A 25,116-nucleotide genomic window follows, 5' to 3' on the forward strand; every position below is an offset into this window, starting at 1 on the left:
TCAGGTTAACAGGTTCAGTTTTGAAGAACAAAATTGCAACCAATGACTGAAATCGCAATAGAAATGGACACGAAATAACAAGTTTATTAACACAAGTATTAGTCCAGAAAAACGCTCAGAGCATAAATATCTCTGAGCGTTTTTTATATCGTGTTATTCAACATTAACACCCGTTCGTTAGATAAGCTTACGACGCATTTTCTCCAAATCCCGACATTAATTTCCTATAAAACTTTTAATGCTTAAAACATATTTTTAATCCTTTTGATAAAACTCTGTTTATCCATAGATTTTTCAATAAAAAATCGGTTTTTATTTCGATTCATTTGCAAATTCAATTTTATAAAATCAAGTTTTTCTGAAACCAACTTTAATTCAGTTAATGATTTTTCAATAGAAGAAAATGGGAACAATTCAGTCTGATTATAAGAATAAATATATTCATCACTCTCAAAAACCTCATGACTTCGTGTTTCTTCTTCTCTATACGAATGTACACTGTCACTTGAATAAAAAATCGATTCACTAATTTTTCTTGCTGGATTACCTGCATATGAACAATTAGATCCAATTTTCTTTCCGCTAACTACCGACATACCTCCTATAATGCTTCCTGAACCAATTTGTGTCCCTTTTAAAATAAAAGCATGTTGACCAATCCAAACATGATCGCCAATATAAATGCTTCTACTTGGGTTGATTCTTTTTTTTGTGTTAGAATCATAAATTAGATGAGGGTCAGCTGTTCTAAACCAACAGTCAAAAGAAATTAAACAATCTTCTCCAACAATTATATTTTTTTGTTCTGAAATAATTATATTTAATCTGCTGTTAAAATAATTATCTTTCCCAAAAAATAATACACAATTATTGTAAACAGTTGCATTGAATAAATAATTATGCCTGTTTTTACAAAGAAAAATAATTGACTCATTTCCACTAAATTGTATAGTACTATTTACTAAATGAACATCGTCATTATCACAATATAGAACGTTTCCCTTTCCCCTAAATATTATTTTTGAATTTGTTAGTTTAGGGTTCCCTATTATGTTATTCTCTTTTAAGTCCTCTATTTGATTTGTTTCATTGATAATTTCCATATTTTTTTCCCTTTCGATTAGAACAAGAATGTGTCCAATCCAAATTATTCTCAAATATTATTTTATATTATTTTTTGGCAATAACCTAATTGTTGGGGGTCTTTTTCACATAAATATCAAATAAAAGAAAACAATAAAAGGGTAAATCACAACGCCTTCCTGTGTTGTGATTTACCCTTTTATTATCTATTTTTGTTCAATATCCCCATGATTCGGAGAAGCGGTCGGTAATTCTTATTAATTAAACCAATCGTTTCAACAAATAATTCAATGGCCAGCACGATAATGGTAATGATTAAGATCGAGCCCCATACGGTTGTAATCGTAAAAATAAAGGCTGCGAGGCCAAACATGGCGCTCATAGCATAAATTAACAGAACCGTTTCTCGATGCGTAAAACCTAATTCTAGTAAACAATGATGTAAATGGGACTTATCTGGTGCGGATAATGATTTCTTATTGTAAATACGACGGATGATAGCAAAAAAAGTATCTGAAATCGGAACACCTAAAATAATGATTGGAACAATAAACGAAATCAAGGCAACATTTTTAAAACCGAGTAAGGCTAGGACTGAGATCATGTAGCCAAGGAAGAGCGCCCCAGAATCTCCCATAAAAATTTTTGCCGGGTGAAAATTATATAGTAGAAAGCCTAACGTACTCGCAAGCAGGATTGTCCCCATGGCAACTACATAACCATTTCCCATCACAATCGCCATCCCGGAAATAGTGATAAAGGCGATCGAGGAAACACCAGCTGCCAAACCATCAAGTCCATCGATTAAATTGATTGCATTGGTAACGCCAACAATCCAGATGACTGTAATTGGAATACTAAAGATACCAAATTCTAAGGTCCCATTAAACGGTAAGTTAATAAATTCAACTTCCACCCCGCCCCACATCACAACGATCAGGGCAGAAACAATTTGTAAGATAAATTTTATTTTGGCCGATAATTCAAAGATATCATCTAAAATACCGGTAACTAGTATGATTAAACCACCAGCAACAATAGCTGCATGGTAGGGACTGCTTGGATGCAGGATTAAAAGACCGAAGAGAAAACTAATATAAATCGCTAGGCCGCCTAAACGAGGCATAATCTTAACATGTACCTTACGCTTATTAGGACTGTCCGTTGCTCCTAATTTAAAAGCCAATTTTTTTACGATTGGAGTGATTAATACGGAGCATAAAAAACATAATATTAAGGTCAGATATAACATGAAGACCCTCCCTATGAATATAATGCCCCATTAATAAATTTTAGAAACAGGCACATATTTCTAAGTACACAACGAACATATTATAGCACACATTTTTTATTTTGGTATATTTTGTTGAATTGTCGGAAAATTCCCTCTTATTTAGCTAGCATTACTAGGATTTATAAGTAACGATCCAACACCATGTAAGACGATTGGTTACTCCAAAAAGTTACATTTATTTTATAATAATCGCTTATTTGGTGAACTTTAATTGGAAGATTTCCAGTAAAAACCGGGGGATGGCTAACATTCTCCTCCACCTCGACGGCTGCGAAATCAAGCGATAAAACCATTCGAGGTTCATTTTTTGCCAGAAACGAGGAGCACGCTGGACCTCTCCCGCGAGAACATCGATGCTGCCTCCAACCCCCATACATACTCCTTTGGGAAATTGAGCCAGATTTCTTTCAATCCATTGTTCTTGTTTAGGGAACCCTAACGCCACGAAAATCAAATCGGGGCTTGAGGCTTTAATCTCAGCAGTGATCGGATTGTTTTCCCAATCAAAAAAGCCATGATGACTGCCCACTATTTGAACATGTGGAAATTGACTGTTGATCTTAGCCACAGCTTTTTGATTGGTCTCTTCGCGCCCGCCCAATAGATAAATTTTCAACTTATTCTCGTTCCCAAGTTCCAGTAGACGGATCATTAAATCATAACCTGCGACCCTCTCCTTAATCGGGGTATTTAATATTTTTGAAGCCAGAATAATCCCATAACCATCAGGAACCACCATGTCGGCCGATTGAATGATTTTTTTATAGTCGGGATGTTCATGAGCGTACATGACAATTTCCGGGTTGGCTGTGACAATGAAAGCTTTGCGATTACTTTTTATCATTTCATTTAGAATGTTAGCTACTTCATTAAATTGTTTATTGATAAAATCAATACCTAATATATCGACGGTGTTGTTCTGCATGGTTTTTATCCTTTTGTATTTTTTCATATTTATAAAAAAAGGCTCAAAAAAATGGATCTAGCCAATTATTTTTGAGCCTCTTTTTATTATCTAGCTGTATTTAAAACTAATCTGCTCTGCTTTTCTAAGGCTGTTTCTCTAAACTTTCGCTGTTCCTCTTTAGACATGGCCTTAAATTCTTTGAGAAACGCTTCATATTGCGGAACCACTTCTGCAGTCGTCCCATATGCTTTGATTTGACCAAATTCTAACCATAAAGCTTTTTGGCAAAAATCTTTAATTTGGCCAATCGCATGGCTTACAAAAAAGATGGTTTTCCCTTTCTCTTTAAAGCTGTACATTTTTTTCTTGGATTTTTCTGCAAATGCTTGGTCCCCAACGGAGAGCGCCTCGTCGATAATTAATATATCTGGATCCACAGTCACGGAGATGGCAAAACCAAGCTTTGATTTCATACCACTTGAATAGGTTTTTACAGGCTGATCAATAAACCTTCCTAGTTCGGAGAAATCAATAATTTCAGGTTCGAGCTCCCGGATTTCTTTTTTACTAAAACCGAGCATTAAACATTTCAGTTCAATATTTTCTCGACCCGTTAAATTATTGTTTAACCCAGAGGCAATCGCAATTAAAGATGTTTGTCCAATCGTTTCGACCTTTCCATTTGTAGGTGGAACTACGCCTGCAATAATGTTGGATAGAGTCGATTTTCCGGAGCCATTTACACCTATTAAACCAATCACATCGCCTTGTTCAGCGGTGAAACTTATATTTTGCAACGCATAGAAATCATCACCATAGCCATTGGGCAAAATGATGTCAAGAAGCTTATCAGATGTTCTATTATACAATTTGTATTTCTTTGATACATTATCAATAATAACTGTTTTAGTCATTTTTTCCACTTCCACTTTACAAGTAGTCTACAAATCGGTTTCGAAATTTCAAGTGCAGTGCAGAGCCTATAAATAACAACACGAAAACTAGTCCCCAAAAGTAGGCGGTATATTTAATGTGTTCAATTAAATACCAGCTATGCCCTAACAGAGCAGCGCGATAACCTTCAGCAATATAGTATAATGGATTAAACTTCATTACGCTTTGAACGATATGTGGAAGTCTTTCAGGCGTCCATAATAATGGTGTCAGATAAAGCAGCATTCTGACAATAGCTTGGACAATCATTTGTACATCCCGTACAATCGTCGCTAAGGTAGAGGTAATTAATGAAATAGCTACCAGTAGAATAATGGTGGCAAACATATAATAGGGTAACGACAAATAATATATCGATATAGGATAGCCTGTAAATTGAAAGATAACCACAATGACTCCAACTAACATGAGATGCTGATAAAATTTCGATATAATGACATAGGTTGGAATTACACTCATCGGAAAGCTCATTTTTGCGATTAAGGCGATCCTCGTATAGATCGACTTTGATGCGTCCAAGATTGCTGGGTTAACAAAGAACCAAACTAAAATACCCGCCAGCATCCAATAGAAATACGGAATCCCCTCTACTGCACGTCCACCACGGATACCATATCCGAATACAAAATAATAGATACCTATTTGAATCATGGGATTGATTAATTCCCATAATATCCCTAAATAATGACTGTTATTTGCACTTTTTAATTCAAAAAGGGATAATCTTCTGATGAGATAAAAACTGCTAATCTGTTCCCTTATGACCTTAAACATTGACATCGTGTTGATCCTTCCTAAACGATTTAATTGGGGATATAAGATAAGACCTTTTCATAAAATGAATCATTCCCCCTCAAAGACCATAACATTTTACCATAAAAAAAGGATAAATTCTAACGCAATTAGACATATGTAGTTAGTTTGAGTTCTTATCCCTTTGATACGAGTCGCTTTGTGATTCTTTAAAAATGTAATCTACGAGCTTCTGGCTGGATATCCCGTTTGAATATTTATTCCAAATGTCAGAAAAACTGGTAACCTTCTGATAATCAAATAAGTTATCTTTAATAATCGTAATGATTTCATCCGTATGTTTCGTGATCGGACCTGGAACGGTCTCTTCAAAATCCTCCCACAATCCTCTTTCCACTTTGTATTGTTCAATATCATAAGTAAAAAAGATCATGGGTTTATTTAATAATGAAAACTCATATGGTATGGAAGAATAATCTGTAATCAGCAAGTCAGTGATAAGTAACAATTCATTAGCATCATAACGTGAGGATGAATAATCATAAACAAAATTAGAATATAATTCATTGTTTTCTAATGAACTTTTTATCGCAGGATGAAAACGGAGCAACAAAACATATTCATCACTGAGCTCCTGATACATTTTTTCTAAATCCAATTTTAATTCAAATTGATCTAATTGATGCTCCCTGTATGTTGGGGCATACAAGATCACCTTTTTGGATGTTAATTCAGGATTCTCATCTAATAATTTAGAAATAATTGCCTTATGTTTGTTCTCATCAAAAAAAAAGTCAGTTCTCGGTATTCCTGTTCGAAGAATGTTTTGATCCTTTAGGGCAAATACCTGTTTAAAAATATCAGCCATTTTGTCTGACCCAACAACAACCTTATGAAATTTTTTGTAAACTCGTAGAAATCGCTTATGAGCCCTTTTACTACGATTGACATTGGACTCATCCGCCAGTCCAAACTTTTTAATCGCACCTGCTGCGTGCCAAAGCTGGATACATTCCACACCCGTTTTAAAATTAGTTGAAGCCAAAACCCCAAAATAGTTATCAATAATAATTTTTTTGGAAGTAGCGAGGTGATAGATGGAACGCAAAAGATCGATAAATGATGTTTCAAATGGAATGACAGGAAGAGCAGGATATTTCTTAAAAAGTGAAAGTGAAGAACCCTTACATAAAAAGACAATTTCTTGTTGGATATTCTGGTGAAGGATTTCCTCGTACACATATTTGGCATTATCCCCAAAGGAAACCAGAAAGGTGACCTTATTTTTTAATGGGAATGCCTTACAAATTATAAAAAAACACTTAAATATAACCAAATAAATGGATATGACAATTTCTCTAATCATTTTTCACATAATTTAAATCGGATTTAATTTTGGAGGTTGAGATACCGGTAGTTCTTGGCAAATAAACCACTTCACAATACCTTTTTAGAAAATCAAAATGACCTTTCCAATCATCACCCATTACAAAGACATCAATATCATGGTCAATTACGTCCTGGATCTTTTGTTCCCAGCAGGATTCCGGAATGACGTGGTCAACATAGCGAATCGACTTCAGAATTAATTGTCGGTCCTGATAACTATAGTAGGCTTTTTTATTCTTTTCGATATTAAATTCATCTGTCGATAGACCAACGATTAGAAAATCTCCTAATTCCTTAGCTTTTCTTAATATATTGATATGACCAACATGGAGCAAATCAAAAGTCCCGTACGTTAATACCTTTTTCATTCTTTTCAACTCCTCACCGAGTTTTCATTGCAGCGTTTATTCACCACCTGAAAACTCTTGCAGAAAAACAATCCATTTCCCATTATATATCCCACTAGTTTTTATTTCAAACACTAGTGAAAGGATTCACGTTCGGTCTATTTAAAAATAAAACCATGATATTTACTATCATGGTTTTATTAGTATATCCACAAATCTTTTTGCAGATTCTCCGTCAAGATCATCGAAGAATCGATGTTTAAAGCTTTCAATCTTTTTAAAATCAAACTGGTTTTCTTTCACCGTTTTGATAACCTCGTCAGTAGTTTTTACAATTGGCCCTGGAACAAAGTCAGAGTATTCATAGTAAAAACCACGATCTTCGAGATACTCATCAAGGTCATATGCAAAGAAAATCATTGGTCGTTCCAATAAAGAGAATTCAAAAACTAAAGATGAATAATCACTAATTAAAATATCCGTATTCATTAATACATTATTTATTTCATTCGAACTCATATTTATAACAAAGTCTGCTGCTTTCTCTGGTATTTGAACTTTTTTGGTAACAGATGGATGAAGCTTTAATATCAGTACATATTCATCTGAAAGTTCTTCAGCCATTTTTACTAAATCCAATTTAATATTAAAATTCGCCCGCTTACCTGGACCACCTCTAAACGTGGGAGCATAGGTAATCACTTTTTTATTTTTAAGCTGTGGATAGGTTCCCAGATATCGCTGGTGAACGAATTCCATTAATTCCTTATCAAAAAAGACATCTGTTCGCGGCAATCCTAATGGGTAAATATTTTCTTCCGGCACTTCAAATGCCTCAGCATAGTGAGGAATAATTTCTTTACTTGTAACTACTGCTTTTGTATAAATTTGATGAGCACTTCGTTCAAATTGGGTGGAATTACTTTCACGATACCCTACGGCACTATGGCCAAATTTCTTAAAAGCACCAGCTGCATGCCATGTTTGAATCACTTCCGTTTGCTTGCGCACACGAAGCTTATATAATGGACGATAATAATCATCTAAGATTAAATAACGGGAAGTCGCGATATCATAATATAGTCTACAGAAATCCCTGAAATTTCGCTTTTTCTTGAAATGACCTCTAATTTTGTAATCTGGGCGCTGATTAATTAATTCATCATAAATATGCTCAAATGAATCCGTTAATCTCGGAAATTTGTTGGTCGCCATCGTAATTTTCTTTTGTACAGGCAGCGTGCTAAAAAATGGAAAAGCCACCCGCCGGACAAGGGCCGTTTTCACCTTGGTTTTTATTTTTTTAAATTTAACTTTTACTAGATATAAAAATATCGGGGAAAGATTATTTCTTTTCCATGCTTTCTTAACCGCCATGAACACTTTTTGTTTTTTCGAAGTCTCTAATGCATGTAATGAACCTGGATCCAGTTTTGAGAAACAAACCTTTAACCATTGTAGATACAGTTTTTTTGCAGCTGGACTAACCAGTTTATACCGATCTGCAATTTCATAGGTCATAACTCTATGTAATGACGGAATCTGATTAAATAAATGATAATCTAAAGTTTTCACCCACTCCAAAACCATGGTAAATGATTCTACTTGAGTTTTTTGGTCCTTGCTTACAAGCGCACTTCGAATAGCAGGCCAAATGTCTGCTGAAATAATTCTGGTATAATAACTTTTCTTTAAAGCAAATCGGGTATGTTGATTTGAAATATATTTATCCCATAATTGATCAGAAATACGTAAACTTTTAAAAATATCGGTTAAAACCTTTACTGAATTCACGCGCACAGTTTGTGATAAGGATAAATTCTCCTCCGCTTCCCTAGAGCGATATTTATAAATGATTTTATCAACAGTATATATTTTATTTGCCTTCATATAGGCTTCAATCACAAATGGCTGATCCTCGGTTACATGAATATCTGCAGGAAACCGTATTCCTTTAACGATTTTAGAATGGTAAAGCTTATTGCACGGTCCCAGTGAGAATAGTAACCCTGGATTGGCGACGAGGCTCTTTTCACCTGGAACGTATACACCGTTATTCACGTGACTAGCGATAAACCATGTTTCTGTACTATTGAAGCTTAAAGAAGTTCCTAAAACGATATCTGCCTTTTCTTTTAACCCACTATTATACATGGTTTCTAAGGCATCTAGTGGTAAGAGGTCATCTGAATCAACAAAACTAATAAATTCACCTCTTGCTACTTCTAAACCATTATTCCGCGCTACCCCTGGTCCTGAATTTTCTTGTTTAATAAAGACAATATTTCCGTATTTATTTGCAAATTCCTCAATGATTTCTGGACTTCGGTCACTTGACCCATCATCAACCATGATAATTTCAATGTGATCTAACGTCTGGTTGACAAGAGACTCCAATGTCTCCGTAATATATTCTTCCACATTAAAAACTGGGGTAATTATACTTACCTTCACATCTTCTAATTCAGGATGAATGATATATTGAAGTTTACTCATATAATATCTCCTCTGTTGTAAAAAAAACAAAGCACCATCTTTTGAAACGCTCATCTTTTTTAACTATTATTAACATCATTTTCCTCTTTTATGATTGAAATAAAAGAATAGGGATAAAATTCCACTCTATTTAGAATCTGCATCTACGATGAGTTGGTCTACAACACGATCGCTTGATTTTCCATCCGTATGATCAAAAAAGTAATCAACAAATGTCTCGATTTTTTCCATTTTGAAGTCTTTATTTTGAATGGTTTCAATTAATTCATCTAATGTCCTTGCTAATGGGCCAGGGATAAATGAATCATATTTATAATAAAAATCTCGTGTTGCTATATATTCCTCTACATCTGGAGAATAGAAAATCATCGGTTTATTTAATAATGCAAACTCAAAGCAAACAGAGGAGTAATCGGTTATTAATAGATCTGAGATAAATAATAAATCATTAATTTCCCGATAATGTGAAATGTCGTAGAAAAAATCTTTATATTCTTCAGGGATTTTCCAATAGTCTTTTACAAATGGATGCATTTTAAATAGAAAAACATACTCATCATGTAAGGCATGATAAAGTTTTTCTAAATGAAGATAATCCTTCGGATAATAGGCAGACTGCTGGCCGGACCCTCGAAAGGTCGGTGCAAACATTATGACTTTTTTTTCAGATAAAATGGGATACTTTCTGTATAATTCTTCTTTAACCTTCACTTGGTAAGCTTGATCAAAAAAGACATCCGTTCTTGGTATCCCAGTTGCAAAGACCCGATTTTCACTAATCCCAAAACCTTCAGCATAATGCTTTGCCACATTCTTCGAACTGACGATTACCTTCGTATAATTGCGGTGATTCAAAGAATGAGCGTCTGGACCACCTGGAAGACCTACACGGCTGTACCCAAAGGTTTTAAACGCACCGACTGCATGCCATAACTGAATAAGATCGGCACCTTTCCGTATTTTTAATGGATAGACCATCGGATAAAAATCATCCAACAAAATAAATTTTGCCGTTGCCAGATGAAAAGCTAAACGAACCATTTCCCAATAGGTTTTATAAGCCCGCGTACTCTCTTTTAAAAAAAAATGGTATTGGTAATTTACATTTTTTCGTTTTAATGCCTGATAAACAAATTCAAAGTTACCACTTAAATCGGTTCGGCTATCTGATGCAAATAATATTTTTTTTTTATTTAACGGAAATAGGCAAAAAAATAGGTAAAGCAAACGAAAAATAACTTTACGGAAAAAACGGTAAACAAGACTATATTGAGAGCTGTTTCCTTTACTTTCCGCTTGGTTTTCCATCTTATTTTTTAACATTATTAATCTCCTACTGGAAAATTTATACCATCAGCTTTTTTTAATTAAATTATCTACGATTCTTTTACTTGTTTTTCCATCAAAGTATGTAAAAAAACGATTTCTAAATTGTTCAATTTTTTTCAGATCAAAATCATCTTGTTGGATCCATTCAATCAGATCTTGAGTTTGATGAAAGAACGGCCCTGGAATAAATGACAGGAAAGGAAAATAAAAATCTCGTTCCCTTATATACTCTTCAAGGTCATCAGCAATAAAAGCAATTGGCCTGACTAATAAACTATAATCAAAAATAACCGATGAATAATCTGTTAAAAGAATATCCGCTAGAACTAGTAATTGTTCGATGTTGAATTTTTCCTTTACATGAAAGACAAAACCTTTATCTTCTTTCTTAATAGTGATCTCCGAACGCATATATGGATGTAAATGAATCAGTAGTACATATTCATCTCCGAGAGTTTCCCTCATAGCTGAAAAATCGATAGGACAGTGAAATGATTCTTGATAATGACTTTTCCCTCTAAAGGTAGGAGCATATAAGATAATCTTTCTCCCCTGAATCTCAGGAAATTCACTCTGTAATTCTCCCATCAATCTTAACTGCTCACGTTTATTAAAAAAATAATCAGTTCTCGGTACACCTAATGGGAATATCCTTGAGGATGGCATATCGAAGGCTTCAGCATAAAAAGGAATGACTTCCGAGGAACTCACAAATACTTTAGAATAATTTGAATGAACCTTAACATGTTTTAAATAATCTGAACTTGGACCAAATTCTTTATCTACGGTGCTTAAACCAAATTTCTTGAATGCACCTGCTGCATGCCAAAGCTGAATAATATCCGTTCCCTGTCGAGGTTTTATCACATAAACGGGGAAATAATAGTCATCGATGATAAAATATCGGGATGTAGCTAAATGATAACTCGCTTTAACCATATGTAGGACATAGTGGAATTTGCCTAGTAATGAACTGCTATACTTTTTAAAAAGAAAATTACACGTCCAATTGGGATATCTTCCGTGTAATTCCTTATAAATATAATAGAGATTCCCCTGAATCTCCGTAGCCCGATAGGAAGCAAAGGTGACCTTTTCATTATTTACTTTAAAAAGAAGGCATGACAGGTAAAAGATCATCTGAATGAATCCCTTCACCATAATTGTTGGAAAAATTCTCAGTAAATACATCGCCATGCCTGCCTTTTTTATTTTATATTTTCCATTCGAGTATGGTTTTTCCCCATGAGTTTGTCAGGTCTTTTTCAAATGCATCAATAATATCTTGGATGTTCTTTATTTGGTGAACTTCTCCAATCAGCATGCCAAAATACTCGACTACTTCCGGGTGCTCAACCATGAAATTTACAGTGTTGACAAAATCAGTTCGTCCACTTCGACTGCTGCCAATCATCGTAAGACCTTTTTCTAGAATCATTCTAGTGTTTATTTCAACAGGATATTCAGAGACACCGAGTATACAAATAGATCCCTCTGGATTAATATAATCAATCATTTGATTAATCGCAGATTGGCTGCCATTCCCGCCAACACATTCAAATCCATGATCAATCCGTAAATCATCCGGAATTTCATCAATTTGATACGCTTCATCAACAAACGAAAAATGATCCATTTTATATTTTGTTTTCCCAAAAATATACACCTTGCTATCAGGATAGCGTTTCTTTAAAATCAGCGTGGTTATATAACCTAAATTCCCATCTCCCCATACCCCGAACGTATTTTTTCGAGCATGGGCTTTTGCCTCAAAGCGCACCAAGGCATGCATACTGATGGTGATTAATTCCATAAAAGCCGCAACCGATGGATCAATTTCTTCTGGTAATGGAACAATCCGATCCCTGTGAAGAAAAACATAGTCCTGCATAAATCCGTCGTAACCACTTGAACGAAATTTACTCGATCGCAAGTAATTTTCTGCAATGACTTCATCATTTTCAGTTGGGGTATTTGGTACCATAACGACCCGGGTACCAGGTGCAAATTCATTATTTGGATCATAAACCACTTTACCAATCCCCTCATGAATCAGCGCCATTGGCAGTTTCTTTGCCATTGCTTCTTTTCCACGTGTGCCGGTGTAATACCTTTGGTCAGCCGCACATATGGAGAGATGAGTGGGACGCACCACAATTTTATCGGACTGAATGGAACGATCTTTATAAGTCACTTCAAACTGTCGTGGCGACACTAAGCGATACACTTGATTAATCATCGTGAAACCCTCTCTTGTAGGATTGCATTAGCTACCTTCAAATCATATGGGGTTGTTACCTTTATATTAAATAATTCACCCTTGACAATCTTAACCTTTTCACCTGCAAGCGCGCAAATTTTACATGCATCCGTAAGAATCATTTTTTGTTCCTCGGTTAGTGCGTTATAATAAGTAACCAATTTCTTGATATTAAAGCTTTGTGGCGTTTGTCCCTGGTACATAGTATCCCTTACAGGGATGTTTGAGATAAATTCTCCATCCTCAGATTGGATAATCGTATCAATCGCCTCGATCACTGTATCAACAGCCCCAAACTTAATGGCCGCTTCAATATTCTCTTCAATAATTCGATGAGTTAGAAATGGTCTTACAGAATCATGGGTAATAATCACATCATCATCGTTAATCCCAAAGTTTTTTTCGATATAGCGGATGCCGCTCATGATGGATTCATTGCGATCTTTTCCACCTTCAAGCACAACAATCCTTGCGTCTTTTCCAATATATTTATTAATAATATCTTTAGCATGATTAACCCATTCTTTCGGTGTAACGACTAGAATCTTCTCAAAACGATCATTCAGGATAAACTTTTCAATTGTATGTATAATGATAGGTTTACTATTTAAAGTTAAAAACTGCTTGGGCATATTAATATTACCCATTCTTGTTCCTTTTCCTCCGGCAAGAATTTCTGCAAAAATCATTGTCCACACTCCTTATCATACTTAACATGCTTAATTTAAAGAAACTTTATTATTAAAATGATACATAATTAACCGTACCATTCTTCATCCTAATTAACAAAAAACGACAAATTTCTTGACAAAAACTCAATTAAAACTATACACTCTTTCAAATACATTTTCAAGCGAGGTAAGATTCTAGTTCCGTGTCTTTATTGCAAAAAAAAGAAGGGAAGAAATCTTCCACTTCATTTTCTAGGACTTAATATTTAGGGACATCAAAGACTAAAGTATAGCTATCTAGTAAACTATAAAGATTAAAAATGTTAGGTGTTTGTTTCACAGCCCAGCCAATGTCAGTTGCATATTGGTTTGTACCTGGAGCTGCAGGATTCCATTTCATTTTATAGATCGTGTCCTGCCCTTTATCAATATAATTCAAGGCAACAAATTCTGCCCCACCCACTATCGCTTTATCGGGTGTAGTCCAGCCCTCTTTAAACGCCTTTCTTGCTCCACAATGAAGCGGACACTTATCAAAAGCACCAACCCCATACATATTATAAACGATCGCATCATAGGAGGCTGCATCACTTGCTAATTCGGTAATCTCTTCTTCTCCTGTAGCAGGATCAATGACAGGATTCCCATTACTATCCAGCTTTTTCTTGACCTTAACCCCTTTTGCTAACGGAGAACTGCCATTGCCTGTTTCAAGCAGCGCGTGGGAAATCAAGTAAATTTCATTGATGTTATACAGTGCACCTGCGTTAACAAAAACTTGTCCTTTTCCTGTAAGAATTCCTTTATTGGTCAATATTTTTTGATTCACTTCGTACGCATCTGCTCCAGCCATTTCGGAAAGCATAAGAAATTGATAATAACTTGAAGTGCCAATTCCAAAATTGGTAGGGTTAATATAGTAGCTAATATCCGTTGGACTTGGATTAACCCATGTTTCATTATACTTAATCTTATACCAATAATATCCATCGCTTTGCTTTGTTTTGGAGTAGATTGTCACTTTTTCATCTTTATCTAACTTCCCAAGGATCCAGCCATTAACTGGTATACCTCTAACATTTGTATTTTCTGTGTTGACGACACCCACATTCGGAGTCGAGGCATTGACTTTTAATAAATCACTTCTTACATAAGCATCATATTTTTTATCAGATTGTGATACACCAATTTGTTTATTAAGAAGTTCTCCTAATGAAATATCATAATTGGTATATTGAGTAGTGGTTTTCTTAATAACCTCACTTAAGTTCACTACTAATGAGGCACTATACTTACTGTCATAATACTCAACCTTAATGGTGTGAATCCCTTCCGGCAATTGTTGGGGGGAAGAACTATAATTATTAACCCCGTCCTTCCAGCTATCCATTTTACGTAAACCATCAACATAAATACGTATGCCATCATCAGCTTTACCTGAAAGTTTATAATTACTTGATTTTGCGATATATACCTTTTTTTCAAAAACAGCAGAAAAATTATCTGCTGGGATATTGGTTATAGGAGATCCACTCCAATAAAAATCCAGATCATCAAACGTTTTTTGAACAGGAGTCCCTGTCAAATTATTGCTTGGATAGAATTTCGCTTCCCAAAAATCCTCAATGAGATCTAATTTCATCGTGGCACTATATTTAGAATCATAATACTCAACCTTAATGGTATGGGTACCCGTCGTTAGAGTTACTGGATCATCGATGATATTCACGCCATCTTTCCATTTATCGACATTGAGTACTCCGTCTACATAAACTCGTACACCATCATCTGCTTTTCCTATGAATCTATATTTTCCAGGTTTCGTCACAACATATTGTTTTTCAAAGGTTCCAGAGAAACCATCAGTTGGGAGCATAGGATCTGGCGAGCCATTTCCCCAAGAAAATTGTAATTCATCATAAACTTTTATTAGCGGGGTACCTGTAAAATCCTTTGAGGGATAGTAAGTTGCTTTCCATCTTGTAGGATCAATCGGTTCATTCTCATGATTAGTCGGTTCAAGCTTCAAATTTAATTTAGCACTATATTTTGAATCAAAATACTCAACTTTAACGGTATGGGTACCAGGCTTTAACGTAATAGGAGCATCGATGATATTCACGCCATCTGTCCATTTATCCACATAACGGACTCCGTCAACATAAACTCTTGCTCCATCGTCGGCTGTTCCTACGATTTTATAATCCCCTGTTTCATCAATAACATAATTTCTTTCAAAAATACCTGAGAAATTATCCGTTGGGATCTTGGAATCTGGTGAACCGCCACCCCAAGAAAATTGTAATTCATTATATTCTTTCTTTATAGGTGTCCCTGTAAAATCCCTGGACGGATAAAATCTGGCACTCCATTTATCAACTGGGATTGTATCGACTTCTTCTGGTGGGATTGTATCCACTACTTCTTCAATGTTAAATGCAAAAGAAGAACTATATTTGTCTTCAAGATATTCTATTAATATAGTATGGTTACCAGCTGTTAGATAAACATCTTGACTAAATGGATTAATTCCCGACTTCCACTTATCAACTTTTTTGGTACCATCGACGTAGACACGCACTCCATCATCTGCCTTGCCTGCTAATCTGTAATTGCCAGATTTAGCTACCTTTACTTGTTTTTTAAAAACAGCAGTAAAATGGTCAGATGGTATGCTTGAAGTGGGTGATCCGCCCGCCCAATACAAGTTTAAGTTTTGATAGGCTTTCTTTACTGGATTCCCAGAAAAATCAGCCGAAGGATAAAATTCTGCTGACCATGTATCCGATCCAATAGTCTCAGAAATTTTCACCAAATCGACTGCTATAGCAGCGCTCCATTTTTTTTCATAATATTGAGCCCTTAGTGTGTGAGTGCCTGCGGTTAAATAGATTTCGTTATTAATAGAATGTACACCGTCACTCCAGAAATCTATCCTTTTCTTCCCGTCTACATAAATCCGAATTCCATCATCAGCTTTACCTATCAACTTATATTTTCCTGGTGTCGACACAGTTACTTGTCTTTCAAAGACAGCAGAAAAATTATCTGTCGGGATTTTAGTATCAGGAGATTTAGCTCCCCAATTTAAATTTAAATTAGTATAGGATTTAGAAATGACTTGGCCTGAAAAATTGATTTTACTGTAGAAGGTAGCTTTCCAAGGACCTCCATCTGCTTTAGTAGAATCGACTGTTGTAGAAAATAGTCCAATTAACACAAGCAGAAATAGGATGAAAGTTGTATTCTTTTGTCGAAATTTGATTTTTTAGCCCCCCTAAATAAAAATTTTGTCTAGATATAGGTTATTATCTATGATATTAATAGAAAAGTGAATATAAAATATGAAATTAGCAGTAAATCCCTATGAAACATCCAAAAAGTGGATTCATAAAGGGGATATTTACCACTTATTTTTTATCCAATAATTTGAATAATAATTAATTATCCAACAGATTTATTTTTCAAAAAATTGTTATTGTTTATCAAACAAGTTTAAATTACCGCTATTATAGTAATCGATATTATAAATTCACTGTTATAGAATATTATATTGTTTAACAGCATTGGAGGGTTAATTAGATGAAGTTAATAACACTAATAGTACCTGCCTATAACGAAGAAGAAGTAATTACACAGTTATATGACAGAATCTATGGTCTTATGGAAAGTTTATCGAAATATCAATTTGAAATCTTATTCATAAATGACGGAAGTAAAGATAACACTCTAAAGATGATTAAATCACTTCGAGAAGCAGATCCTAGGATTTCTTTTGTTGATTTATCACGTAATTATGGTAAAGAAACTGCGATGATCGCAGGTTTTGATTACGCTAAAGGGGATGCAGTTGTCATCATTGATGCAGACTTACAGCATCCACCTGAATTAATTGAAGAAATGATTAAGTATTGGGAAGAGGGATACGAGGACATCTATGCAAAACGGACGAAACGAGAAGGTGAACCATGGCTAAAAAAATTCACTTCAAAAAAGTATTATGAGTTGCTCCAAAAAACAACTCGTATACCTATTTTACAGGATGTTGGAGATTTCCGTTTATTGGACCGTCGTTGTGTGGATGCATTAAAAGAATTTAGAGAATCCCAACGGTACACAAAAGGAATGTATAGTTGGATAGGATATAAAAAGAAAGAAATTACATATGAAGCAGCCCCTCGTGCTGCAGGAGAGACTAAGTGGAATTATTCGGGTCTAGTGGATTTAGCTTTAGAGGGAATCACTTCATTTACTACTTTCCCCTTACGATTGTCTACGATAATGGGGTTCATCATTTCGATATGTACGTTTATATATTTAATTTTCATCATAATTAAAACGATTATTTCAGGTCCTGATGTTAGTGGATACCCTTCTCTCATGGTCGTTATCCTATTTTTAGGTGGTATTCAGCTGATATCCTTAGGGATTATCGGAGAGTATCTAGGGCGTATTTTCAATGAGACAAAGAATCGTCCATTGTATTTTGTTGAAGAATATAATAATAAGAAAGTGTAAAGGGATAATATGAATAAAGATCTATATCGCATTATCATGTATTTAATAATGGGCGGCTTTACTACTTTGGTTAATATTGTGGTGTATTGGATTTCCTCCGTTCCATTACATTTTGATTACCGAGTAGCCACAACATTCGCTTGGATTGCAGCAGTGGTATTTGCCTATATAACAAACAAACGTTATGTTTTTGAAAGTCATACACCAGCATTAAGAGACCGTTTAATGGAAATGGGTTCTTTCTTTGGTTTCCGACTTTTATCGTTTTTTATGGATTTAATAGTGATGATAGTAATGGTAAGTGGAATGGGGATCAATGGAACATGGGCGAAAATATGGGCAAATGTAGTAGTGTTAATCGCCAATTATGTTTTTAGTAAATGGTTTATCTTTAAAAAAAGAGAAGTAAATACCTAAGTTTAATAATATTGAATCTCTCATACATGATTGGAGTGTGCGGTAATTAATGGGCCTTGAAGGTAGTAAACATCGTGGTTTCCTGAGTCTGTTTTTTGTAGCAATATTTATCTTATATTTTTATCTAGCATATAATACGCCTTTAACCCATGATGATTGGACTTGGGCAACATCAGATGGGATGGATCGCCTTAAAAATTGGTTTAAAGATTATAATGGTCGATATTTAGGGAACATCATTGAGATATTTTTAACACGCGTTTATTTGAAAAGAATATTTCTAATGGCTTTATTTTCGACATTGTTAGTTATCCTTACAGCATATCGTTCAAAAGAAAATCCAGCATTAAATTATATTTTAAGTTTATTATTATTTCTTTCTGTCCCAGTTAATATGATTAGTCAGACATATGCATGGGTAGCTGGCTTTTCAAATTATATTACATCAATTGTCTTGGTGTTAATTTACCTTGCGATTATAAAAAATATCTTTGAAGCAGAACCCCCTAAATATAAAATGTGGATGACCCTAGCTGTCATTCCTTTAGGTATTGCTACGCAACTTATTGTGGAGCATGTAACTATTTACGTTGTAATAATGGCTTTATATGTGATTATTTTTTCATTTATTAAATTCAGGAAGTTTTACTATTTACATATTTCATATTTAATTTCTGTCATTATTGGTGCAGCAATTATGTTTAGTAACGGGGCCTATTCAAAAATAATGAGTGGGAAAGATCAATACAGGTCGATTGACACAAAATCAACGGATGTGGGATTTTTTCAAAAGATTTCTGACGTATATTCAGAGCAGATGTACCCCTTCCTTTTTTCAAATAATATTATTTTAAATCTTTTTATTTCATTACTCTGCATTATTCTAATAGTTAAGTACAAGGAAAAGCTTGGGATTTTCAAGAAAATCATGCAAAATATTTTACTTTTTGTTTTTACGTTATATCCCTTTTATAAACCACTTGTATTAGATACTTTTCATATCAGTTTTTTCGAAATTTATCCGAATGGTTTTGAAGCTGTTTTCTCGCTTATCTTTTATGCAAGTATCTTATTAACCGTTATTCTATTTATTAAAAATAAATCCTTAATTAATAAATTGCTTTTTTATCTATTATCCGCAATTGTATTAGCTGGACCACTAATTTTCGTAACTCCTTTTGGACCAAGATGCTTTATTGCTTCTTATACATTTTTTGCAATGTTTGTCATTGAAATGAGTGTGTATATTACAACTAATAATTACGTCCATTTACAAAAGCTAAATAAATTATTTGTTATGATTTCTATCTTAATTGCTACCTGCTACGTTTATGTATTTACGATGAATAACACCGTCCATCGCGAAAGAATTCATTATATTCACCAGCAAGTCGATAAAAATGCAAAAGTGATCGAATTAACCAGATTACCCTATCCGCAATTTTTGTGGATTAGCACTCCTTATATCCCTGGGTACCAATATGAAACCTTTAAAAGGTTTTATCATATCCCAGCTGATACTGACTTGAAAATAATTAATTATACAGATTGGATAAAAAAGGGTCACTAAACTAAAAACGATTTTTGATTTACTGGACTGAATAACAACATTTATACTTCAAAAGGGATTACCGATTAACGGTAATCCCTTTTTATTTTCACTTCTTTTAAAACCTATAGTTATTTAATAAAAAGATTCGAATAAGTTATAGCATATTCCTAAAAATGAGGTGGAAGATATGTGTAGTCAAATGTTTGACATTCTAAAAATTAAGCAGTTTTTTGAAACTGTTGATCAGGATACTTCCGTCGAAAAGGTAAGAGAAATGGGACTATGTTTGATATCCATTATTGATGAAAAGATACAAAATAACCAGCTGCTTAAGGATAAATTGTTAGAAGCAAATGAAGATCTTTACTGGATAAGAAAAAGGGCTGATGACTGGATGCTACGGGCAATGGAGAATTCACAAACTAAAAAAAATGATTAGTACTAAAGTATGAATAAAGAATTTATAGGACAAAATATATTACAAGTAAACTGAATTAGAAGGTGTAATTATGGCACGATGTACTGATTGCGGAGTGGAAGATGTTTCATACCATCTAATCAATGGATTTTGCGAGGATTGTGTTGAGTATCATAAACCAGAATGGAATATGGATGTTGAAACTGATGACGATATGGATGATGATGACACCTTATTACCATTAGACCCAGTCGTACATCTTTTTCAACCAGAAGAATGGTGATAAATACTCTTTCTTATTAATTCTTTTCTAGAAATAAACTAAGCTGTGTAAAAAGCATTAATAAAATGCCAATAGGGAACCACAATAAAATAAATGTTGCTTTAAATATCCATTTACTATCCTTGAATAGAGCCATAAGTATGCATCCAATAATTAAATACGAGGTAACAATGAGTACTATTTCGCTCCCAGACATTCTATCCACATCCCTAATATTAATAAAAAAATTTACCATTAAGTCATAAAGAATGTATTTGAGGTAATAAAAATAGTTTTAAATTTTAGAATTTTTATAATATTTAATATATAAATAGAATATACCACATGAATTAGGACTGTGGAAAGGATTAATTTTAACCATCGAACAAGATTGAAATTCTCAATACTTCCCTTAAAACCGACCAGGCTCTCACGTTTTTACCGTGGGAGCCTGTCTATGTTTTCCCCTTATTTTGATACTTCTTTCGTAAAAAGGATGTTTTTAACTCTGTGGATACTCTGACCCCCTAAAGACAGTGCTCTTTTAAGGTATTTTATAGTGAGAAGTTTAATCTGTTTTAGACGTCTGGCTTTTTCCTTTAGGATGATGATTTTAGTTTCCAAACTGTACCGGATATCTTCTCTCCTTATAAATTCTACGGACTTTAGATTATCTTTATCGACTCGCCTAATCTCAAACCACCCTTTTATACATGGATAAACAATGTGCTCCTGCCCAGATATTTCATAGTGATTGGCTGGTATAGATTTAATGGAAGGCCTAGTATAAGTGATTATATTTGCCCGTTTTGTTTTCACTTTCCTCATGGTGGTCACCTCTATATTTTTCGTATTCATCACATCTCTAGGATAGGTTTCTACATTTTGACCGATGACAGTTTATGAATGTCATTTTCTTTTGCCACTTCCATAAAGTAATGGAACCGAGGTTCTAGAGAAGTAAGTAAGCTGTCATCCACATGGTTGTCAATAAATCTTTTCGTTTCACTTAACCAGTCTATTTTTTGTTCGTGTGTTAACCGAGATGTTAATAGATGCCCACGTAAACGGCTGGCATGTAGAAATCGGTTTAAGAAGGCAATCTTTAACGTTGTTTTATATGAGTCATCATGGTTACATTCATGTAAAAATTCCATGAGACGATTAAAGGAAAAAAAGAATTGCTTTGCAGGGAAATATTTTACACTCAGATTTTCTTTTCCACGCGATACAACGAAGTAATAATGATAATCCGCGAGTACGGTAATAACCTTAGCTGTCACATAGCATTGCATGACAAAAAGCTGATCTTCACCCACTACAGCCTTTGGATGGAATCTAAAATCATTTTGTCTCAGAAAAGAGAGCTTAAACATCTTGTGAGGTGCTAAAGAGTTAACTAAATTATCTTTGATAATATCAGCCTTCGGACGGTTCCCTTTTTTAAACATAGACCCAGGTACTTTACGCCCATTGATACCAACATATTTGCCATAAATGACATCGGACTGATTTTTTTTTGCTTCAATATAAAGTCGTTCGAGTGCCTCCTCCCCTAAGAAGTCGTCATTGTCTAAGAAAAGGATATATTCACCACGAGCTGCATCTATCGCATCGTTTCGTGGAATCATTGGGCCTCCTGAATTATCAATCCGATCAATGAGAACAATGTTACTCATTAACTTACTAAAGTTTTCAATAACTTCCTTGCTATTATCTGTAGAGCAATCATTCACACAAATGACCTCAAATTCTGACGCATCCATCGTTTGGTGCATCAAAGAATCCAGTGTCACATTCAAATGTTTTGCCGCGTTATAAACGGGTATAGCCACTGTAACTTTTAACAAATCCATTCCTCCAACTCGGTAGTCAGTATAGTTAAAGGTATTATTTCTACTCGTAGTATGAATCTATAATAGATGTAACAAAATTAGAACCTAACTTCGCGATACATGTATTATTCCCGTATTAATCAAGTATTAATCTTGATGGTCAGTGTTATAACGCAAAAAAGACCGCCAAAAGGCAGCCTTATCTTTTTTATTCACGTATTTAATACAATAAATTCCTGGCAAGGACGAGAATAGCGCCGGGGAGGCGGTTAGTACCCTCGCAGCTCTGCGCGACTGGAGCGGAAATCAACATCCAAGTCTAAAAGAGCTAATTAATAAGATATGGCTCTCTTACTTTGGTTGCCCCATAATCTATTAAACTCCGCTTTGCTGATTTTGGCATTCTTTTCCCCTGTCCAGCAATCATTATAGTAATAATTAGATTGATCAAATCCTGTTAGCACCAATGCATGCACTGAAAAACCATGCATTCGTGAAACCAAAACCACAACCGGTTTGTTATTTACTAATTGTTTTTCTATCGTTCCATTACTAGCACCCGTTAGGTTTTTGGCACTTCCAGCATAATTCTTTACTAGTCCCATTAAGGCAGGAGGGTAAATAGTCCATCCTGATTTTGTAAATGGATTCCCAACATAACCAAGGTTTGGATTACTTGAATGCCTTGGCATTTTTTTCGCTAATGTGACTTTATCGACACGGACGCCTTTATACTGGAGCATCATTGTTACTGCCGTAATTTCACAACCGGTTGGCAGCTCTGGCCTTTGATTGATCAAGGGTACATTCAATTTTAGACTACTAACCTTTGTTGCGTGGTTCCCGTAAACCGTTTTTGCGTTATATTGATACCAAGAAAGAATACGTTGTGTTCCTTTTTCTCTTTGAGTAGCCTGTGTCACATACCCCATAGTATTTATGGTAAAGATATACTTAATATTTTTTGCATGGGCTCCATAAACGGTTCCAGGGTAATATTCATATCGAGACAGAATTCGTTGTGTTCCTTTTTCTCTTAAAACAGCCTTAGTTAATTTCCCATAGGCATCAATGTTGAAGATATACCTAATATTATTTGCATGTTTTCCATAAACTGTATTTGGATAATACACATACTGATTAGTAACCTTTTGAGTCTTTTCATCGAGTCTTACAGCATTTACAATGTATCCACCACTATTGATATTAAAAATATATCTAATTTTTTTTGAAGTGTTTACATTGCTATTTGGGTAAAATACTTCTATCTTTGTTGATTTTTTAACTGTATCTGCATGTACATTACCGCCTAAAGAAGGGAAGATAAGTACAAGAATTAAAAAAGAAAGATATAATTTTTTATTCATTATTATTTTCTCCTATTCTAACATGACATTTTCTTAGATGATTTAATTAAAACGGTAAACTTACTTGACAACACTTAGAGCCGTAATATATTTACTAGCTACATAACCAACTCTTCCGCCTATATCAATAACATAGTAGTCTTTTTCCTTTTTGAAAAAATAGTATTCTTGATATTTATTAATATAGCCAATTACCTTACCTGCAGTGGATTTGTCGACAATAGGTGCCTTTTCTCTCATTTTAATCATACCGGTTTTCGGCTGATTCGTGACCCAGCCGCTTTGTGCTTGCTTGATCAGCGCAATCACCGATTTCTTTTCGATATAACCGGTTCCTTTACCAAATTTGATCCCATACCACGTGCCTTGATTCGAAACAATATGAAGGATTTGGTATTTCGTCAAGGTTCCAATTGCAGCTGTTTTTGACATACTTTGATAGATTGTCACATCTGCTTTACTCTTAAAATACTTGGCTGACTCCTTAGCTTGATGATTTTTATTCACAATGGCTGCCAGATCAGCAATTACCATCTGTGATTTCTCATAGGAAATACCTTTTGTCATAATCGCTAAAACAAAGGGAGTTTTGTCATAAACGATGGCCGCATCATTATAGATTTTTTCATTCGGGATCATCCCCACCTTGTGTGCGACGGCAACTCCCTTAATCCCACGTGGTATAGTAGTATTATAGACTGTCAGTTTCAAATAACCAATGAGTTCTTTGCCAAGCGGACTCTTCTCAGAAAATTGATAAAGTCTTTTCGCATAAATCGTTAAATCATTGGCAGCGGTTAAATTTCTTCCATTCGGATAAGCATACTGACCACCAACGCTTTTCATATACTTGATAAAATTCCCCTGGCCCACTCGTTCCTTTAACATAATGAAGGCAATGCGTAACGGTCCCGCCAGATTTTTTTATGTAATTAGTTAGTTCAACAGATAACTTATTTGAAAAATCCTGATGCGCCGTTAATTCTGCTGCACTCGCATGTTTGCTCGGCATGATTACGGAAAACAAAATAAATGCAATAAAAATTCCCTTTAAAAAATGTCCTGCCTTCAACTCTTTCCCCATCCTTTTCCAGATTTCAACTTTCTTAAATTTTACCAAAATTAGCAATATATTAATATAGGTTTTGAGTAGAATCTCGTTGATTTCTATCCAAAAAAAGAGCAAAACTAAAAATCTATATTTTCTTGATTTTAGATAGGCTCTTCTTAAATAAACTTTTTTTCTAGTATATTGTCCCTGGGG

22 protein-coding genes are annotated in these 25,116 nt (G+C 34.6%); 5 read left to right on the forward strand and 17 right to left on the reverse strand.

Annotation, left to right across the window (positions count from 1 at the left end; genetic code table 11):
* Nucleotides 1–242: 242 nt before the first annotated feature.
* The 13 genes from CCK98_RS28230 to CCK98_RS28290 form a co-directional block, all read right to left on the reverse strand.
* Nucleotides 243–1,103 carry an acyltransferase gene (locus CCK98_RS28230; protein ID WP_088089632.1) on the reverse strand — a complete coding sequence of 287 codons (861 nt, stop codon included), beginning with the start codon at nt 1,101–1,103 and terminating at the stop codon, nt 243–245.
* A gap of 182 nt (nt 1,104–1,285) precedes the next feature.
* Nucleotides 1,286–2,335, reverse strand: a complete 1,050-nt coding sequence (locus CCK98_RS28235) for a glycosyltransferase family 4 protein (protein ID WP_088089633.1) — start codon at nt 2,333–2,335, stop codon at nt 1,286–1,288.
* A 235-nt stretch (nt 2,336–2,570) separates the two neighbouring features.
* On the reverse strand, nt 2,571–3,302 hold the full coding sequence (locus tag CCK98_RS28240; RefSeq protein WP_088089634.1) for a WecB/TagA/CpsF family glycosyltransferase: 732 nt from the start codon (nt 3,300–3,302) through the stop codon (nt 2,571–2,573).
* An 86-nt stretch (nt 3,303–3,388) separates the two neighbouring features.
* Nucleotides 3,389–4,198, reverse strand: a complete 810-nt coding sequence (gene tagH / locus CCK98_RS28245) for a teichoic acids export ABC transporter ATP-binding subunit TagH (RefSeq protein WP_088089635.1) — start codon at nt 4,196–4,198, stop codon at nt 3,389–3,391.
* A 16-nt stretch (nt 4,199–4,214) separates the two neighbouring features.
* Complete coding sequence (locus CCK98_RS28250; RefSeq protein ID WP_246869604.1) at nt 4,215–5,018, reverse strand: ABC transporter permease; 804 nt, start codon at nt 5,016–5,018, stop codon at nt 4,215–4,217.
* Between the two features lie 136 nt (nt 5,019–5,154).
* Nucleotides 5,155–6,357 (reverse strand): CDP-glycerol glycerophosphotransferase family protein, encoded by a 1,203-nt coding sequence (locus tag CCK98_RS28255; protein WP_088089636.1) that lies wholly within the window; start codon nt 6,355–6,357, stop codon nt 5,155–5,157.
* Nucleotides 6,350–6,748, reverse strand: a complete 399-nt coding sequence (gene tagD / locus CCK98_RS28260; RefSeq protein ID WP_088089637.1) for a glycerol-3-phosphate cytidylyltransferase — start codon at nt 6,746–6,748, stop codon at nt 6,350–6,352. Before tagD ends, CCK98_RS28255 begins: the two co-directional genes overlap by 8 nt.
* A gap of 168 nt (nt 6,749–6,916) precedes the next feature.
* Nucleotides 6,917–9,223 (reverse strand): CDP-glycerol glycerophosphotransferase family protein, encoded by a 2,307-nt coding sequence (locus CCK98_RS28265; RefSeq protein WP_088089638.1) that lies wholly within the window; start codon nt 9,221–9,223, stop codon nt 6,917–6,919.
* Between the two features lie 126 nt (nt 9,224–9,349).
* Nucleotides 9,350–10,546: a CDP-glycerol glycerophosphotransferase family protein gene (locus CCK98_RS28270; RefSeq protein WP_088089639.1), complete on the reverse strand. Its 1,197-nt coding sequence runs from the start codon at nt 10,544–10,546 to the stop codon at nt 9,350–9,352.
* A gap of 30 nt (nt 10,547–10,576) precedes the next feature.
* Nucleotides 10,577–11,743: a CDP-glycerol glycerophosphotransferase family protein gene (locus tag CCK98_RS28275; RefSeq protein ID WP_179195951.1), complete on the reverse strand. Its 1,167-nt coding sequence runs from the start codon at nt 11,741–11,743 to the stop codon at nt 10,577–10,579.
* A gap of 22 nt (nt 11,744–11,765) precedes the next feature.
* On the reverse strand, nt 11,766–12,791 hold the full coding sequence (locus CCK98_RS28280; RefSeq protein WP_088089641.1) for a ribitol-5-phosphate dehydrogenase: 1,026 nt from the start codon (nt 12,789–12,791) through the stop codon (nt 11,766–11,768).
* On the reverse strand, nt 12,788–13,501 hold the full coding sequence (locus CCK98_RS28285; RefSeq protein WP_088089642.1) for a 2-C-methyl-D-erythritol 4-phosphate cytidylyltransferase: 714 nt from the start codon (nt 13,499–13,501) through the stop codon (nt 12,788–12,790). The genes CCK98_RS28280 and CCK98_RS28285 overlap by 4 nt, the downstream gene beginning before the upstream one ends.
* A gap of 241 nt (nt 13,502–13,742) precedes the next feature.
* Nucleotides 13,743–16,703: a PA14 domain-containing protein gene (locus CCK98_RS28290; RefSeq protein ID WP_088089643.1), complete on the reverse strand. Its 2,961-nt coding sequence runs from the start codon at nt 16,701–16,703 to the stop codon at nt 13,743–13,745.
* A gap of 362 nt (nt 16,704–17,065) precedes the next feature.
* On the opposite strand from CCK98_RS28290, the gene CCK98_RS28295 reads away from it, so the two are divergent.
* From CCK98_RS28295 to CCK98_RS28315, 5 genes are all read left to right on the forward strand, one after another.
* Nucleotides 17,066–18,001, forward strand: coding sequence for a glycosyltransferase family 2 protein (locus tag CCK98_RS28295; RefSeq protein WP_088089644.1), 936 nt, complete (start codon nt 17,066–17,068; stop codon nt 17,999–18,001).
* Nucleotides 18,002–18,010: 9 nt separating this feature from the next.
* Nucleotides 18,011–18,418: a GtrA family protein gene (locus CCK98_RS28300; RefSeq protein ID WP_088089645.1), complete on the forward strand. Its 408-nt coding sequence runs from the start codon at nt 18,011–18,013 to the stop codon at nt 18,416–18,418.
* Nucleotides 18,419–18,467: 49 nt separating this feature from the next.
* Nucleotides 18,468–19,988 (forward strand): DUF6056 family protein, encoded by a 1,521-nt coding sequence (locus CCK98_RS28305; protein WP_088089646.1) that lies wholly within the window; start codon nt 18,468–18,470, stop codon nt 19,986–19,988.
* A gap of 169 nt (nt 19,989–20,157) precedes the next feature.
* The gene (locus CCK98_RS28310) at nt 20,158–20,409 is read left to right on the forward strand and encodes a hypothetical protein (RefSeq protein ID WP_088089647.1); all 252 of its coding nucleotides are present in this window, start codon (nt 20,158–20,160) and stop codon (nt 20,407–20,409) included.
* Between the two features lie 70 nt (nt 20,410–20,479).
* On the forward strand, nt 20,480–20,671 hold the full coding sequence (locus tag CCK98_RS28315) for a hypothetical protein (protein ID WP_088089648.1): 192 nt from the start codon (nt 20,480–20,482) through the stop codon (nt 20,669–20,671).
* An 857-nt stretch (nt 20,672–21,528) separates the two neighbouring features.
* Here the strand turns inward: CCK98_RS28315 and CCK98_RS28330 are convergent.
* The 4 genes from CCK98_RS28330 to CCK98_RS35680 all read right to left on the reverse strand — a co-directional run bounded on the left by CCK98_RS28330 (nt 21,529) and on the right by CCK98_RS35680 (nt 24,924).
* On the reverse strand, nt 21,529–22,500 hold the full coding sequence (locus CCK98_RS28330) for a glycosyltransferase family 2 protein (protein ID WP_179195952.1): 972 nt from the start codon (nt 22,498–22,500) through the stop codon (nt 21,529–21,531).
* A 317-nt stretch (nt 22,501–22,817) separates the two neighbouring features.
* The gene (locus CCK98_RS36570) at nt 22,818–23,852 is read right to left on the reverse strand and encodes a C39 family peptidase (RefSeq protein ID WP_256942475.1); all 1,035 of its coding nucleotides are present in this window, start codon (nt 23,850–23,852) and stop codon (nt 22,818–22,820) included.
* A 60-nt stretch (nt 23,853–23,912) separates the two neighbouring features.
* Nucleotides 23,913–24,698, reverse strand: coding sequence for a serine hydrolase (locus tag CCK98_RS28340; RefSeq protein ID WP_088089652.1), 786 nt, complete (start codon nt 24,696–24,698; stop codon nt 23,913–23,915).
* On the reverse strand, nt 24,637–24,924 hold the full coding sequence (locus CCK98_RS35680; protein WP_179195953.1) for a hypothetical protein: 288 nt from the start codon (nt 24,922–24,924) through the stop codon (nt 24,637–24,639). The genes CCK98_RS28340 and CCK98_RS35680 overlap by 62 nt, the downstream gene beginning before the upstream one ends.
* Nucleotides 24,925–25,116 lie beyond the last annotated feature (192 nt).

Origin of the sequence: Bacillus sp. OV166, from assembly GCF_900177675.1 — a bacterium.
GTDB lineage: Bacteria > Bacillota > Bacilli > Bacillales > Cytobacillaceae > Neobacillus.